Source organism: Pedobacter sp. MC2016-14 (assembly GCF_020991475.1).
In the GTDB taxonomy this organism is placed as follows: Bacteria; Bacteroidota; Bacteroidia; order Sphingobacteriales; family Sphingobacteriaceae; genus Pedobacter.
In genome coordinates this window covers 1,192,783-1,206,543 of record NZ_JAJMPA010000001.1, presented here as the reverse complement: position 1 = coordinate 1,206,543, position 13,761 = coordinate 1,192,783, and the positions used below count along the sequence as shown (strand labels likewise).

Genomic DNA, 13,761 nt, shown 5'->3' with positions numbered 1-13,761 from the left:
TTATTTTGAAATGCTTACCGGGGTTCCGTCCTTCAGGTTAATCTGTCCGGAGGTGACCACTACCTCGCCCTTTTTTATTCCACTAATCACCTGGATCAGGCCTTTCAGTTCTATCCCGGTTTTGATTGGCTTTTGATGTACCACGTTATTTTCAACCACATATACCGCAGCATCTTTTATGCTTTCTGTCAAGGCCTCACGGGGGATCAGCAAAATTTGCTGCGAAGTTTTACGGGAAAAATCAGCATACACAAAGGTACCAGAGCGCAATAAAGCGCCTTCTTTGTTTTGTGCCATGATTTCTACTTTGTAATTGTAGGTTTCATCGGCCTGCGGACTAATAAAACTTACCTTGCCTTGAAACTCCCTGCCTGGGTAAACATCGGTAGTTATTTTAACAGTCTGGCCTTGCTTTACCTGATAAACTTCAGTTTCGGTAAGGTTAAGCTGAACTTTGGCTTGTGACAGGTTAACAATGGTTGCAAGATCTGCCGCTGCATTTACAAAGACGCCCTGTTCTACGGGCTTTAATGAAATTGTACCGCTTGTAGGTGCCTTTATTGTAGCATCTTCAATCTGTTTTTTAATCTGGCTTACCTGATTTGCAGCATCAAGGTAATTTTGGCGCACTTCATTTACTTTTTCTTGTGTAGCGGCCTGGCCCTGCAAAAGTTCCGTGTAGGTATCCAGATCTCGTTTCAGCTTTCCAGCATTGCTTTGCGCTTTTTGAAGGTCTAGCTGCAGCAGGCGTGTGTCTATAACAGCCAGCACCTGCCCCTCATACACCTCATCGCCCAGGTTAAACCGCAACTGTAAAATTGTCCCGCTTACCGGAGCAAGAACCTTAGCTTCTTTAAATGGTGCAAGACTCCCGGTTTTTACCATGTTAATGTCCAATGTCTGCTCTTGCGCAGCGGCAGCCTTTACCGGAATGCGCAAAACCGTATCTGCAGTGGGCGCATTTTTCTTATTGAGTACAGATTTATTTGCGGCCAGTTTAAAAACAATTAAAGCAATGACCAGTGCAATAATTAATCCTATGATGTATTTACGCTTCATGATTACAGTGATGTATAAAAAGTATGGAGGCTACCACCGGCTTTTTCAAGATCCAGTCTGGCCTGGTAAAAGTTATAGAGTGAATTGAGGTAAGTATTTTGAGCATCTTTAACCGCATTTTGCGCGTTAATCCATTCTGTGAGGTCGGTTACCCCTTTCCTAAACTGAAGATCGGTGGTACGGAATACAGATTCTGCCAGTTCAATGTTGCGTTTATCATCTTCAATGCCGCTTTGCGCTTTGATGAGTTTAGTTTTTGCATTCTCATACTCCAGTTCAAATTTCCCTTCGTCAAGTTTCAGGTTTTCTGCTGCGTTTAGGCTTTTATATTTTGCCTGGCTGTACTGGGCATTTCTTTTAAAGAAGTCGAAAACCGGGATGCTTAATTTTAATCCTACTGCTGCAAAAGGACTGAGCTCTTTAAAAGCGGGGGCAAGTGTACTGCCAAAGCCAACGGCCCCATATCGCGCATAACCTGTCAATTTTGGCAAAGCACCCGCACGAATGCGTTTCTGATCTACCTCCAGTAACTTTAGGTTGACTTCTGAAAGCTGGTAATCTGTACGGTTTAGTGCAGAAAAGTTAAACCGGAAAGAATTAAAGGCGGGTAAGGTTTTTACTTCCCGTTGGGACACACTATCAACAGGCAATGCGGATGCTATAGGATAACCCATTTCATATTTGAGCTGATTTTCGGAAAGGGTAAGGTTACTTTCTGCTACTTTAATCTGCGATTGGGCATTATTGTAATCAACAGTAACCTTATCCAGGTCTTTTTTCAGCACAACTCCTTTTGCCACCTGTAAGGCAAAAATTTCCATCTGCTTGCTATAGGTAGCTATGTTGCCATTCAGCAACCTCAATTGCTCTCTGTATACATAAATTTGGTAGTACGCATTACTGATGTTGTAAATGATGTTCTCCTGATTTTGCTTGACATTGAGTTGTGCCTGCTCCTTACTATACCGGTTTGCTTTGAGTCCGTTTAAGAGCGACTGGTCATAGATGGTTTGGTCCAGCTGCGCAGTTCCATTGGTATTAAATTTCTGGGTAAAGGCTATCCTGGTATCAGTGGGACCAAAAACACCTGCCGGAATTACAGATTCCTGCACTTTCAGGTTGTCGTCTAAACTTGCATTGAGGCTAAGTTTTGGCAAGTACTCAGCCAGCGCCTCTTTGGCTTTTGCATCTGCCGCTTTTCTTTCATTTTCATATACCGCATTACTGCGGTTATTTTTAAGCCCATAATCAATGCATTGTTTTAAACTCCATGCTTGTTGCGCAAGCAGCTGGAAGGGGAAAAAACACACCAAGGCAAATGCTATTATATTCTTATTCATTGTCTTGCTTTAAAGCAAAACTAGCCCCCTTGGCTTTAGGCCTTAGAATTTAATAGATGAAATGGACAAATTGAGGAATGAAACGGACAATTACTGCTCAATCCATTTTAAGAAAGGCTGCACCTTGATTTTACTGATGATGATTTTTTCTGGTGCTTCGCTTTTGGTGATGATAAAAAGTTTGCGGTTAAAGTAGTGTTCTATATTTTTAATGAAGTCGCGGTTGACCATAAATTTTCTGTTGGCCCTAAAAAACTGGGCGGGGTTTAACATGGTTTCCAATTGTTCTATGGTGTATGGAACGGGGTAACTTTTATCATTTGAAGTGTAGATGTATACCAGACCGTTTGACGCATAGATAAACTGCAAATCAAGCACCCTTACAGGTATGATCTTTTCGCTGTGGTACACAAGGATATTTTGCTTATAAGCACTGTCCATCTGCACCAATACTTTATTGAGGTTGCTACCGTGGTTGCTTTTGCTAACCAGGTGTTCTTTAAAACGCAGGTATTTTTCAAGGCTTTTCTGTAGCTGGTCTTCTTCAATAGGCTTTAGCAGGTAATCAATGCTGTTAGATTCAAATGCCTTAATGGCGTATTCATCAAATGCGGTACAAAAAATTACCGGTGCATCCGTGTGGACTTCCCTAAAAATTTCAAAACTTAAGCCATCACCAAGTTGAATATCTGAAAATATAAGTTCCGGAACCGGATTTTCTTTTAACCAGGAAATTGCCGTAGCTACAGAACTTAACACGGCCACAACCCGCAGCTCGCTATCCAGTTCTTGTAGCATGTTTTTGAGCTCCTTTGCTGTTTTTACTTCATCTTCAATAATAATTACTCTCATTTTTCTATTAAAGGTAAGGTGACTGAAAATTTACCCGCATCATTTAAAATATGGATCTGTTCATTGGCCAGCAATTTATAACGTTCTATAATATTTTTTAAACCTGTGCCTGTACCTTCTTCGAGGATTTTTTTCGGCTGAAAGTTATTTTCTACAATTAAAGCCGGCGCATCATCAGTAGTTATCGAGATATTCAATGGATGTTCCAGCGAGATCATGTTGTGCTTAATGGCATTTTCAATTAGCAATTGCAGGGACAACGGAGGGATCATCAGTTTAAGGTGCTTTTCCTGAACGGTGATGTTTACCTGCAATGAGTCTTCAAAGCGCTCATTCATAATGTACAGATAAGACTTGATAAAAGCTATTTCGTCTTTTAGTGGCGTAAGGTAGTGCTCGTTAAAATTTAACACATATCTATACACACTAGCCAGCTGTACGATGTAGTTTTTAGTAGGCTGATCTGTAGCTATGGTTTTAAGTGTACTTAAAGAGTTGAATAAAAAATGAGGACTAATTTGCTGTTGCAAGGAAAGGAGCTGGGCACGAAGGTGCGCCTGTTCCAGGATTTCATTTTCAAGTTTGGTGTCTTGCAAGGCCGAGTTTGCATGCGTGCTGTAAAAGACAACATAACAAATGAGACTAAGAAAAAAAGCACCCGTAAAATGCACCTTCAGATCCGAAAATGTGTTGTAAGGGACAACTTTTGCATTCAGGATGTTTTGCGGCAGAAATGTAAAAAACACAAATGACAATGCAAATGTAGCCAGTATAGAAAGGAGGATGCTCAGGGAATATTTTGAGTAATTCTTAAACCAAGAGAATTTGTTGACCAGAAAATAGCCATGGATTAGCCAGCAAACCAGTAAAGACGCAAAAATCTGAAAAGCATAAATGAAAAACTCCCACCATTCAGCTTCACTGGTGTTTTCCTGACGAAGCAAAAGTGTACTCACCGTAAGGATGCCCGACAGGATAAAATACCATTTGATCTGATAGGATTTAAACATTTTACAAATGTATCTAAATAAAAGTGTATAGGTGTGATAGACACGGAAGATACAGGTTATTATAAACAAACAGGGATAGAACAATCTCCCCCACACCTAACCTGCCATTTCCAACACCATTCATAAAATTACGCTGGCAGCTAACACTATGCTTATACCATCGTACACCACCTTTGACGCAAGCTTGTTTTTTGAAAGAAGCAGTTACAGGATTTCTTTAAAAGGGAATAACCTGAGTGATGAAAAATACTGGTCGTACAGGATTACACCACAGGCCCCAAGAAACTTTGTAGGCAGCATTGCTTATAAATTTTAAGCTATTTATCTTTTAGCAAAACGGCCGCAACATTTAGAGATGATGCGGCCGTTTTTATGATGCCTGTTCTATCTATTGAAATTAACCTTTCACTAAGCAGCTACATGCTTCTTTTTAGCTTTTATCTTTGTGCTTTCTGAGGCTGCTCCAATGATGATGGCCTTTTCAAATAACATTGACTTTTTGACCGGAAAGCTGTAACCCATCATACCGGCCAGGTACTTTTTGGTGTCTTCTAAAAAATATTGCTCTGCGTGCACAACAATATTACCTCCAATAACTGCGGCTAATGGCATTTTTTTGCGAATAAACCGATGTAAAAATGAAGCCAGGTTCATACTAAATTCGTCAAATACATCTTTAAAATGTGGATTGTCACGATGGTTTTCTACCAGATCTTTCACGTCCTTTATCGTTAATCCAGTTAGTTCATGGTAATGTTTAATAAACCAGCCTGTAGAAATATAGTCTTCGGCAATACTTTTTCGGAATGGCATTTTCCAAAAATCAGCATCTTCTGCTTTGCCGTTTTCAAAATGTGCAGTTCCAAGACCTGTGCCCAGAATGAGTGCTATGGCATGGTCATATCCATCCATACTTCCGCAAAATACTTCCCCTCTTAAAAAACAAGCCCCATCATTCATAAAATGAATGGCTGTTTTATCAATTCCTAATTCGGCAGCAAGGAGTTCTTTTAAATTTTCACCGAACAATGCCCCATATTTATCCTGCCTGTGAATCCGGCTGATGCCCTGCTTATAATCTAAAGGGCCAGGAATGGCGATATAAATGTTATCTAATGTAGGCCAGTAACTGCCCGCAGCTTGTAAAATAACTGCCGACCATGATTTAATGATTTCTTCTTTAGTGCCCTGAGAATTAACCCTTGACCTAACCCAGGAGCCATCCAATTCTTTCTTGATAGTAATGTCTATCAGGGCAGCGGTTATGTGAGATCCGGCGATGTCAATTCCGAGTACAATCTTGTTCATTTTGAGCTATTTGGTTATTACGATCAAATTTAAATATAACTACTCAATAAAACGTAAAAAAACATTAATTAGCATGTAAGGTTGTTATTAAATCATAATAAAGACGCAAGTAATTCCTTCCAGTGTAAATGAAGGCTTTAACTATTGTCGAGATTTCTTCAATTAAGACTGAAGCTTTTGTTTTTTGACAAGGAATTCAGCCCTTGCTATTCGGAAAGAATGTATTACCTTGCTTCCAATATGAATATCGGAATTATAGGTTTGGGAGATATGGGCAAGCTTTATGCAAGATGTTTTGCTAAAGCTGGCTACCGGGTTTATGGAGCAGATCTTCCGCATTTACGGGAAGCCCTGGAAGATGAACTCCATCCGCATGGGGTAACGGTACTGGAGGATGGCCATGAAGTATCACGCAGGTGCGAAGTGATCTTTTATTCTGTAGAAGCAGAACGCATTGCAGAAGTGGTAAGTGTATATGCCAGTTCTACAAAATACGGCGCTATTGTCGCGGGGCAAACTTCTGTTAAACATCCTGAAATTGCGGCCTTTGAAAAATACCTGCCCAAGGATGTAAACATTATTACCTGCCATTCTTTACATGGGCCGGGATTTGAACCTATAGGACAAAAACTGATCATAGTACCTCACCGCAGCACAGCTGAAGCGTACCAGCGCATGACAGACCTCCTTTCGTCATTGGGATCTGACATGGTGGAAATGGCCGATTATCATGAACATGACAAAATTGTTGCGGATACCCAGGCGGCCACGCATGTTGGCTTTGAAAGCATGGGTACGGCCTGGAAAACCGCAGGCTTTTATCCCTGGGAAAATGCTTCTTATACGGGTGGAATAGACAATGTAAAAATTCTGACTACACTAAGGATTTTTAGCTACAAGGCGCATATTTATGGTGGCTTGGCCATCTTAAACCCTTATGCGCGCCAACAAGTGAAGTGTTATGCCCAATCGGAATCGGAATTGTTCAAAATGATGATTATGGAAGATGAGGGAGAATTTCGCAAACGCTTATATGCTGCGAAAGACTTTGTATTTGGACAAAACAATAAAGCTTTAATGCTGGATGATGCCGTGATGAAAGAGTTTTCACTTTCCGGAAATGGAGATACTGGTAGAATGCCCAACTCACATTTGAGTTTGTTAAGCATGGCTTACTCCTGGTACAAACTACAAATCAATCCATACGATAATTTAATTTGTCAGACCCCTCCTTTTAGGTTAAGGTTAGGCATTGTGGAGTATTTGTTTCAAAATGAAGCGCTGCTGGAAGAATCCATTGAAACAGCCCTTCATGAAAAAGCCATCCGCTCTGACGACTTAGAATTTCACTCTGCCGTGCAGGAATGGGGCTCAATTATCGGTTACGGCGATATGAAGAGCTACAAAGAACTGTTTGAGCAGACCAAGCTTTTCTTCGGCGACAGACTTGAACATGGACGTGCACACAGTTCTGAAATGATGAGAAGATTAAAGATTGAATAATTATAAAATATCAATTCCTTTTGCTTCTAACACATCAAATATTTGCGCATTGATGCTATTTCTGGTACCTTCTGCTAATGAAATGTCTTTACACCAGAAATAGATTTTAACACTACTGCTGCTGGTACTTACAGGACTGATCATGATTTTTGGTTCCTTATTGATAAATACATTGGCATTTGCACTAATGGCTTCCTTAATCAGTTGAGTAACTTCTTCTGCATCAAAGGGCTTAGCGATAGACAAGCCGATATCTACACGCATGTGATTATTGCTCAAGGTCCAGTTGATGATGTTATTGGATAAGATGGTTCCATTTGGAATGATAATTTCCGCACCTTCATCGCTCAACAAGGTACTTGCACGCACCCCAATTTCCTTTACCCTGCCTTTTCGGTCACCAAGCTCCACCACATCACCTATGCGGATAGTTTTATCAAAGATCAGGATGACACCCGAAACAAAATTGCTGACAATATTCTGGAGCCCCAAACCAATACCTACACCCAATGCACCCAAAATAACGGTTATCTTATCGATAGGAAGACCCGATGCGGCAACCGCAATTAAAAATCCCCCTATGAGCAACACCAAACGGGTAACGAGTAATTTGGAACGTTCTCCTTTATTGTCTTCCAGCGTATCTTCGCCGGTATCACCCAGAAAATAGGCAATGTATTTCTGTAAAAAGTTGGCCAGCCATATAATTCCTCCAAAAAGTACAATCCCACCGAAAGTAAAGGAGAAACTTCCTATTGTTCTTTTCTCTGCCAAAACTTCCATCAGATCATCATATAATCCGTTAAAAATATTGAGATTGGTGGTAAACAATACCGTCCAGGTTAATATAGCTGCAATTCCGGTGAGTCTTTTTACACCCGAAATTACGGGTTGCCAGTCAAAATACTCCGGATATCCTTTTCTGATCCTACTGCTTTTCATTTGCAGCAGAAAGGCTTCCACCATCATTCTGGCAACGATAGCGTAAGAAATACCATGTAAAACTGCGCTTACCCCTGTGGTATAAAAGATTTGGGTAAGGGTAAAACGACCAAATAGATTACATAAGATGGCCGTAAAAGAAAATGCGATATATATAAATGCAGTAGCCTGCAATAGTTTGTAGGCCTTTACTTTTGCCCCAAAGGACTTTAAAGCCAGAATGCCAAACACAAATGCGGCACTGCTTAAAAGCAATAATAGCCAGCGCTGGTAACGTGGTGGCAAGCCTAATATGCGCAATATGATTGGAAGTATGAGGAACAATACAAATATCCCCCACATGTAAAATGCCCGCCTTGGTAGTTTACGAAAAAACAGGATGCTGATACATATTGATAGCAGTACCTGGATAATTTCTACATATAAAGCCGGTGCACGCAGATCTATCACTGGCGCAAGCGCAAAAATTAAAATCAATGTAATCAGGTAAGGACGCGGCGAAACAAATGAAAACTTAAACTCATCTGCAGCTTCCGGTTTGTTGCGTTGCTTTAAGCTCCTGTAATTAAAGAACACCCAGCTAAAAAAGACAAGACCTATAAAAAGAAGGAACAGGCGGCTGCTGCGGGTATATACAAAGTAATATTGAGAGATTTGCTGCTCACTGCTGATGAACCTTCTAAAGCCTACACTCCGGTTTGCTGAAAGGTTTGGCTGTTCCCACAGATATCTTCTTTCTTTTCCAAATGCCTTTACACTTACAGATTTCAATTGCATATCTGTAGTGTACATCAATTCTTTGATGTTGATGAGGTTAGCTGATGTTCTGGCTTGTAGGTTATTGATGAGCCCGGTATAGCCCTTAATCAGGCTGTCCATTACGATTCTCTTTTTTTTAAGCTCAGTAAATTGCGCCTTAAATAAAACTTTTAAAGAATCTGTACGAAAAACTTTGATCAACACCGAATCCTTCCGCAGGTTTAGGATTTCTGTTTTTAGTTGCCGTAATTCCTTCTCATAATCATTGAGGTCTTGCAGGCATTCCTGATTGTTGGTTTGCAGTTCATCCAGCAAGGTTTGATACATTTGCAGGTTCTGCAGGTTTAAACTCCTGTCGCTCTGCGCCAATCGCTTTTTAAGCAGTTCCAAAGCCGCTTCATCCTGTGTAAGGTGTTTTGCTATGGGATCAAGCTTGGTAAAAGAAGCCATGGTTACGGGCACCTTATTGACGACTTCAAACACCTTTTCGAGATGAAAAAGATAATCTCCTTTTGTAAGCATCCCGGAATCGGCCAAAAAAGCCATATCCTGAGCCTTTTCAATAGGGTTGTTTTTCTGCTGAGCAAAAGTCAAAACTCCGCAGAAACAAAAAAGGGCAATAAAAAATAATTTTATTGCCCCGTTATATTTATGATAGGTTATGCCCACAAATTAGCAGGATAAGTACCTTCATCTACTAGTTTTTGCAATTCTGCTTTTACAACTGGTGCATCTTCTTTAAAAGTTACACCAAACCATTTTGCTTTGGTTGGAATCATTTTCAATTCTGCATTTCCGGAATTGATGCAAATGTCTGCCACTTCCGGAATTAGAAATTCTGCCTTAAGTTCAGTGTTCAGGTTTTTATCCAGAAACTTGTAATATTCGCCTTCGCTCCAGTTTACAAATGCTGGTGTGAAGCAAAAGAAGTTCATACTTACCTTGGTATCTAAAGGCAATTCTTTTTCCTCGTCACCTTCTTTTGTGATGGCTTTACCATCTTGTTTAAAGATCTCTTTGCGCTCAATAATGCCTGTAACGTTACCAGCCTCGTTTACACTAATCTCGCCCCTGGTTACAGAACCGTTATCGCTTAAGGTGTTTCTAAGTTCATAGCCTAAACTTGCATATTTACCATCACTTGCCGAGGTAGTTAAAAACTCATAGGCTGACTGGAATGCGTCAAATCCGTAAAAATCATCTGCGTTAATTACAGCGAAAGGCGCATCCAACGCATCTTTGCAGCAAAGCAATGCATGTTGGGTACCAAAAGGTTTAGTCCTTTCGGCAGGAATTTCTCTGCCACCACTAAATTTGTCAAGCGACTGGTATACGTAATCCAATTCAATTTTCCCTTGCAGCTTAGGTTCAATAGATGCTTTAAAAGCATCTGCGAACTCTTCACGGATGATAAAAATCACTTTTCCAAAGCCAGCTTTAATGGCATCGAAAATAGAGTATTCCATGATGGTTTCTCCCGAAGGACCAAAAGATTCAGTTTGTTTGTTACCACCGTAGCGGCTTGCCATTCCGGCAGCTAAGATTACTAATGAAGGTCTTTGAGACATATGCGAATCAGATAAAATAATTTACGTTACAACAAAATATTTACGGAATCGTTCATTTTATTTGAAAAGTTTAAAATCCGTAGTATTTCGGTTTGAAAGATATGAATTTGTTCTGACAAACTAGAAAACTTGAATTATTTTAAGTGCAGGGCATGGTCTCCAGGGGCATTTTGACCAGCCCAGATTTTAATGGCCGACCAGGGCGCAGGCGCTGCTGACCAAAACTCGTCTGTTTCTGGCAAGCCTAAGGGAAGAAATATTGCTGTACAAATGTAAAGGCTGCCTGTATTGTTATAAAAATCTGCCAGTGCCGGTTGTGATCCGGATAAACCGATATTGAGCCAGCCATTACTGAAATTTGCAGGCGCAGTTAATGTTTTATGGATTACGGCATTCAGCGCTTCCCTCACCTGAGCAGGTTTTAACGAAGCTGGCAACTGGTGCTTCAGCGCCATGTTGGCCAGGTGCTGGAATGCTCCGCCACGGTAAACTATAGAACGTCCGGTTGCAGGAAACGAGCCATCAGCATTGATAAACCGCTCTTGTATTTCTGCATATCGTTTACTTATTTTATCCAGCTTCAACATTTCATTGGCATACCGTTTTTGCTTTTCGTTAACCACTTCCATAATTGTAGACAGGTAGGGCTGAATGACAAAACTATTGTAATAATCCAGCGTAAATTCCGGGCCATCGGCAAAGAGCCCATCGCCTGTGTACCAATAATTCATGAACTGGGTAATTCCATAATTAATCCTCAGTTCATCGTAAGGATGGTTGTATTTACAGAAAAATGCTTCTATCATCCCCGAAAACAGCAGCCAGTTGTTATAATATGGTGTAATTGCGCGCGTAGCCTGCAAAGCATCTACTACCTGCTTTTTAACCCTGGCATCCAATTGTTCCCATAATGCTGGGCACCTGATGAAGGCCAGGGCAACATAAGAGGCATCAACTAATGGTTGCGTGCCTTCTCTCCATTCCATATAATCTTTAGCAGCAGGGTTAGTGGCATTGTCTATAGATTTTAATGACCATTGAAAATACTGCGCCCTTAACTGTTGCTCCTGCTTTGTGCCGCCAGTAAGGTTTAACCACGGAGCTATTCCACTTAGCGTTCTGCCAAAAGCTTCCAGATACGCGACTTTTGTACGTTCCTCTTTATTGTCTGTAACGGCAGACACGGTAACAGGCATAACGGATTTTAATTTATCCTGCGAAAGGTTGAGCAATACCGGACGCGCTACTTTATCCAATTGTTCTATCCATAAGTTACGCATAGCTTTGTTTTGCGCCTTACAGCAACAAACACAGGCGAATACTAAGAAAACCATTAAAACTACGGCAGAGGATATAGCTTGCTTCTTCATTTAAAACTAACTTTAAGGGTAGAGCCTGCAAAATCACCTTGTGGTAAACTTAACTGCAAACTGCGTTCGTTGAGCGCTAATTGTACTTCCTTAATTTTCCTTGTTGGGTCTGAGATCCAAATTGTACCCTCTTTAAACATCAGCAGGCATGGCTGATTTACGGAGAGCTTTATTTTTTTGGGCAACATTAAACTGCCCGCTTGGTAAAAAACAGCCATTACCGTTCCTTTGGATGCTATGGCTTGAATTTCCGGGGTATTTTGAACAATTAGAAAATCCGCATTAGAGGCGGCCTGTTTGGTTTCCTTCAATCCTACATCAGGCTTAATGGCGTAGGCATAACTTGTATTTTTTAGATGCGGCATGTAAATGCTAAGCACAGAATCGGCCACAGTTTCATTTGGAGAAGCAGCATAGATAGCTTTCCAATTGCCCTTTCTAAATGAGGTTTCTGCTTTTACTTCCTGATCTTTATCGGGGAAAATATAGGCTATGCTGTCCTGCCACAGCCAGGTACTTCCGCTTTTGCCTTGCCCTTTAACCAATGCTTTTCCATTTTTAAAACGCTGGTTTACAGTGGTAACAAGTGCCCTGGGATTTGCGGAATGGATACCTGCACCCATTGCAACCATCATGTTGTTGATGTAAAAATAACTTTTGTAGCCTTTAACACCCAGTCTGTTGTAATACATTGCGGTCAGGCCCATCTCGCCATTAGCTACCTGCCCTACAAAATTTGAAGGATTAAGTGCTTTGAAAGTTTCAAGCGCCGAAGGATCAACGGTGGTATCGCAAGTTATGCCGGGCAACATGGTCCAGTTCCATAACGGTTCGATGTTCAGGTACTCTTTAGCACTGCGCTGAATGAGTGTTACACCATCATTTAAAAAAGAACCGAGCAGATTTTCACTGTTGATAGACTCTACCGCCCTGAAATAAGCACCCTGCATTTTTACACTCATCATATAGCGGTTGGGTTGCGAATGAAGCATATAAGCACTTCGCCAAAAGCTTTTGTTTTTATCCTTACAAGCCAGCCGATCAAAGCCATCGAGTCTAAATTGACATGGATTTTCTTTTACGAAAGACCTGAGTAAACTAAAATCATCATATAAATTAAAGCCACGCTTTAAACCTGCGTATTGCCGCAACTGCCGGCCAATGGCGGTAATGTCCATCCCTCTTTTGTAGATCACATACCGCAATCCCTGCGTGCAATAATCACTAATCATTTGCTGCTTTTCTTTTTCAAAAGCGAAGGGAGAGTTTGCCGTAACCTTCATCCAAAACAACAGGCTGTTAACGAAATGAATGCCATAGTTACCAAACTGCAACATAGTTCCATGCTGATGAAAACTGTAATCGGGCTGGATGCCTTCATCGGTACCAATTTTAATGACCGACTGCATCTGCGTAATTGCAGTTCTAAATGCCGCTTCGTCATTGTGCAGCAAGGCCAGGCGAGACTCGATATCATGCTGCCAAATCTTGTTTTGCCCTGTAGGGTTAGGTTGGGGGATCCTGGGTTTTAGCACCACATCAAGGTAGCGAAGTTCATCTGCGGAAGCTGCTTTATCCATCATCAGCATTACACTTGAATAGGTATAAGGGGTGTTAATTTGATTTTGCCACCAGTTGGGGCATATAGGATCTGTAGTAATCCAATAGTGTAAGCCCCGGTGTAGTGCTTCCAGATATTTTGGGTCTTTTGAGGTATGGTAGATCCTTGAGATGAGCATTAACCGATACAAATGCCAACTAGGTGACCAGTCACTATTCACATTCGATTTGTAATCAATATCCGACCATGAACCTTCAGCATTTAAGGCTTTGAAGTATCCTTTTGCATCCGTCTCGTATCTAATGTCATCTGTTAGGCGGTAACTTTGTTCTGTAGCATGGGCTGTATCAGATAGCAGCAGCTGCTTGCAGTTTTCTCTTACCCTTAGCAGCATCCCATTTACCGCAGTCTGCGCTTGTGATGCCGAAGTGATTGACAATAGGAGGCCACAGAATAACATTTTTTTAATTGACAGTTTCATAAAGCAGG

The 13,761-nt window shown here is 41.0% G+C and carries 11 protein-coding genes; 2 read left to right on the top strand and 9 right to left on the bottom strand.

Annotated features, from left to right (window positions below):
- From LPB86_RS05070 to LPB86_RS05055, 4 genes are all read right to left on the bottom strand, one after another.
- The gene (locus LPB86_RS05070) at positions 1–1,059 is read right to left on the bottom strand and encodes an efflux RND transporter periplasmic adaptor subunit (RefSeq protein WP_230641573.1); all 1,059 of its coding nucleotides are present in this window, start codon (positions 1,057–1,059) and stop codon (positions 1–3) included.
- 2 nt (positions 1,060–1,061) lie between these two features.
- On the bottom strand, positions 1,062–2,399 hold the full coding sequence (locus tag LPB86_RS05065) for a TolC family protein (protein ID WP_230641572.1): 1,338 nt from the start codon (positions 2,397–2,399) through the stop codon (positions 1,062–1,064).
- A 90-nt stretch (positions 2,400–2,489) separates the two neighbouring features.
- The gene (locus LPB86_RS05060; protein ID WP_230641571.1) at positions 2,490–3,251 is read right to left on the bottom strand and encodes a LytTR family DNA-binding domain-containing protein; all 762 of its coding nucleotides are present in this window, start codon (positions 3,249–3,251) and stop codon (positions 2,490–2,492) included.
- Positions 3,248–4,261: a sensor histidine kinase gene (locus tag LPB86_RS05055; RefSeq protein WP_230641570.1), complete on the bottom strand. Its 1,014-nt coding sequence runs from the start codon at positions 4,259–4,261 to the stop codon at positions 3,248–3,250. Before LPB86_RS05055 ends, LPB86_RS05060 begins: the two co-directional genes overlap by 4 nt.
- Positions 4,262–4,409: 148 nt before the next feature.
- On the opposite strand from LPB86_RS05055, the gene LPB86_RS05050 reads away from it, so the two are divergent.
- A complete protein-coding gene (locus LPB86_RS05050) occupies positions 4,410–4,577 on the top strand; it encodes a TonB-dependent receptor (RefSeq protein WP_230641569.1) in 168 nt (55 codons plus the stop codon).
- 92 nt (positions 4,578–4,669) lie between these two features.
- Here the strand turns inward: LPB86_RS05050 and LPB86_RS05045 are convergent, their stop codons facing one another.
- Positions 4,670–5,569, bottom strand: a complete 900-nt coding sequence (locus tag LPB86_RS05045) for an ROK family protein (RefSeq protein ID WP_230641568.1) — start codon at positions 5,567–5,569, stop codon at positions 4,670–4,672.
- 240 nt (positions 5,570–5,809) lie between these two features.
- Between LPB86_RS05045 and LPB86_RS05040 the strand changes: the two genes are divergently transcribed.
- Entirely contained in the window at positions 5,810–7,072 is a 1,263-nt protein-coding gene (locus LPB86_RS05040; protein WP_230641567.1) for a prephenate dehydrogenase, read from the top strand.
- On the opposite strand, the gene LPB86_RS05035 is transcribed toward LPB86_RS05040, so the two are convergent.
- From LPB86_RS05035 to LPB86_RS05020, 4 genes are all read right to left on the bottom strand, one after another.
- Positions 7,073–9,367, bottom strand: a complete 2,295-nt coding sequence (locus LPB86_RS05035; RefSeq protein WP_230641566.1) for a mechanosensitive ion channel family protein — start codon at positions 9,365–9,367, stop codon at positions 7,073–7,075.
- Between the two features lie 65 nt (positions 9,368–9,432).
- Positions 9,433–10,341 carry a sugar phosphate nucleotidyltransferase gene (locus tag LPB86_RS05030; protein WP_230641565.1) on the bottom strand — a complete coding sequence of 303 codons (909 nt, stop codon included), beginning with the start codon at positions 10,339–10,341 and terminating at the stop codon, positions 9,433–9,435.
- Between the two features lie 134 nt (positions 10,342–10,475).
- Positions 10,476–11,711: a DUF2264 domain-containing protein gene (locus LPB86_RS05025; protein ID WP_230641564.1), complete on the bottom strand. Its 1,236-nt coding sequence runs from the start codon at positions 11,709–11,711 to the stop codon at positions 10,476–10,478.
- Entirely contained in the window at positions 11,708–13,753 is a 2,046-nt protein-coding gene (locus LPB86_RS05020) for a polysaccharide lyase family 8 super-sandwich domain-containing protein (protein ID WP_230641563.1), read from the bottom strand. Before LPB86_RS05020 ends, LPB86_RS05025 begins: the two co-directional genes overlap by 4 nt.
- Positions 13,754–13,761: the final 8 nt, after the last annotated feature.